The organism is Microcystis sp. M53603_WE2 (assembly GCF_030065435.1).
Genome location: NZ_JASJFF010001125.1, coordinates 1 through 2,757, shown reverse-complemented (window position 1 = coordinate 2,757; position 2,757 = coordinate 1). Strand labels below are relative to the sequence as shown.

3 protein-coding genes are annotated in these 2,757 nt (G+C 47.3%); 2 read left to right on the top strand and 1 reads right to left on the bottom strand.

Going from position 1 to position 2,757, the window contains the following annotated elements; genetic code table 11:
• The first annotated feature begins 52 nt into the window (after positions 1-52).
• Positions 53-175, top strand: a complete 123-nt coding sequence (locus PX481_RS23765; RefSeq protein ID WP_288025373.1) for a hypothetical protein — start codon at positions 53-55, stop codon at positions 173-175.
• Here the strand turns inward: PX481_RS23765 and dusB are convergent.
• Positions 138-1,139, bottom strand: coding sequence for a tRNA dihydrouridine synthase DusB (gene dusB, locus PX481_RS23760; RefSeq protein ID WP_288096394.1), 1,002 nt, complete (start codon positions 1,137-1,139; stop codon positions 138-140). The genes PX481_RS23765 and dusB overlap by 38 nt on opposite strands.
• Before the next feature lie 199 nt (positions 1,140-1,338).
• Here dusB and PX481_RS23755 point away from each other — a divergent pair.
• Positions 1,339-2,757, top strand: a 1,419-nt coding sequence (locus PX481_RS23755; RefSeq protein WP_288096392.1) for a glucose-6-phosphate isomerase, incomplete at its 3' end; no start/stop codon positions are given.

The following is a 2,757-nucleotide window of genomic DNA, read 5'->3' as shown; positions in this document are numbered from 1 at the left end:
TTGGAGTGATTGGGGGGAAAATTCAGGTACTTTTTCCCTGAAAATTAGGTAATTGACCCCCTCAAAATCGGTAAAACCCCACACCCTACACCCTACACCCCACACCCTGCCACCAGGAAAAACTTTTTCAGCAGACCCTAAATATTCTCGTTTTCAAGGTTTAATTGGGCAATAGCTTCATCAATTAAATCACAGCCCTCCCCCAGGGATTCGATGCGCGAAAACCGATCGCGCCAAACCGCCGCAGCAGTAAAATCCTGACAATACCAAGCCAGATGTTTCCGCGCTTGCCAAATACCGCGTTGTCCCTTGTATAGCCATAGCCCCTGTAAATGCTCTTTAGCTAGGCTTAACAGGTCAATAGAGGTGGGTTTCGGCAACTTTTTGCCTGTTTTGAGGTAATAATCGATTTCCCCCACTAAATAGGGATAACCGAGGGTTCCCCGCGAACACATCACCCCATCGGCCCGAGTAAATTCCAAACAATTAATCGCCGCTTCCACAGAAACAATATCACCATTAGCGATGACAGGAATCGATAAAACCTCCTTCACCCGTTTAATCCATTGCCAATCGGCTGGCCCGTGATAACCCTGTTCCCTAGTGCGTGCGTGCAGGGTCAACATTTGCGCTCCCGCATCTTCCAAACGACGGGCAAAATCGATAATATTAATCTCCTGAGCGTTCCATCCCAAGCGAGTTTTCACCGTTACTGGCACTGATACCGCTCTCACCACTTCCCTAACAATTTGCTCGGCAATTTCTGGCTGTCGTAAAAGGGAAGAACCGCCGCCTTTTTTAGTAATTTTATTAACAGGACAACCCATATTAATATCGATGGTCATCGCTCCTTCTTTAACCGCTTTTTTCGCCGCCACAGCCATAAAATCGGGACGGCAATCAAATAACTGCATACTAATTGGTTGTTCTTTGTCCCCGATAACCATTAATTGCGGTAACTCTTGCAGCTGGGAGATTTCTGTCGCGTTAACCATCTCCGTATAGAGCATCGAATCAGGAGCAAAGCGTCTCACCAAGCGCCGAAACACTAAATCGGTGACACCGGATAAAGGTGATTGCAAGACGCGGCTATGCACTTCTAAGTTACCGATTTTGAGAGGGGATGAGTAGATAGCCATAGAACCAGTTAAAAAATCAACAGCCAACACCAGCAAACCGAACAATTAGGGGATAGTTCCGTCACTGTTAGTATTTTGCCAACCCCTAATATATGCTTAACCGTCAACTTCTAGTCTAAAACTACCTGTATGATGATTGGAGAGGATAGAATCTTATCTCTCCTAAACGAGTAATTAAACAAAAATTTCGCTTTTTTTTATGGATAATCTGCAACTCTGGCAACGTTACCAAGATTGGTTATACTATCACCCTAACCTAGAACTTTATCTCGATGTCAGTCGGATTCCCTTCGATGAGGCTTTTCTCAAAGGTCTAGAAGCAAAATTCGAGCGTGCTTTCCAAGATATGGCAGCCTTAGAACAGGGTGCGATCGCAAATCCCGACGAACAGCGTATGGTCGGCCACTACTGGCTGCGCGCTCCTGAACTCGCTCCTAACCAGGAATTGCGGGCCGAAATCACCGAACCCCTAGCACAGATCAAAGAATTTGTCAAGAAAATTCACTCCGGAGCGATTAAGCCACCCAATCGGGCAAAATTTAGCCATATTCTCTGTGTAGGCATCGGGGGGTCTGCTTTGGGTCCCCAATTCGTCGGTTCGGCTCTATCCCCCCTTAATCCCCCCTTAGAGATTGCTTTTATTGATAATACCGACCCCAAAGGTATCGATCGCACCCTAGCCCATTTACCCTTAGCTACCACTCTCGTTATCGTCACCAGTAAATCCGGCGGCACTCCCGAAGCGAGAAACGGAATGTTAGAGGTCCGCAACGCTTACGAAAAACTGGATTTAGACTTTCCGCAACACGCGGTCGCCGTCACTATGCCTGGTAGCCAACTGGACAAATACGCCCAAGATTGGCTAACTCGTTTCCCCATGCAGGATTGGGTCGGTGGTCGTACATCAGAACTATCCGCCGTCGGTCTTCTCCCGGCCGCTTTGCAGGGTATCGACATTGATGAAATGTTAGCCGGGGCCAAAGAAATGGACATCGCCACCCGCGTCCATAACCTGAAAAAAAATCCTAGCGCCCTACTGGCTCTAGCTTGGTATCATGAGGGCAATGGCAAGGGAGAGAAAGATATGGTGATTCTGCCCTACAAAGACAGTCTCTATCTCTTTAGCCGCTATCTGCAACAATTGGTCATGGAGTCCCTGGGTAAAGAAAAAGACCTCGATGGGAATAAGGTTTACCAAGGTATCGCCGTCTATGGTAACAAAGGTTCCACGGACCAACACGCCTACGTCCAACAATTACGAGAAGGTGTTCCCAATTTCTTCGCTACTTTTATTGAAGTGTTAAAAGACCGACAAGGAGATTCCCTGGAAGTGGAAACCGGCTCCACTGCCGGTGATTTTCTCTCAGGATTACTGCAAGGTACTCGACAAGCTTTATACGAAAATAGTCGTCACTCTATCACTATCACGATCCCAGAGGTTACTCCCCGTCAGGTAGGGGCCTTGATCGCCCTCTACGAACGGGCCGTTAGTTTCTATGCTAGTTTAGTTAACATTAACGCCTACCATCAACCCGGGGTAGAAGCAGGGAAAAAAGCCGCCGCTTCTATTCTGGATTTACAAAGAAAAATCGTGCAAGTTGTTCGGGAAACGGGAACT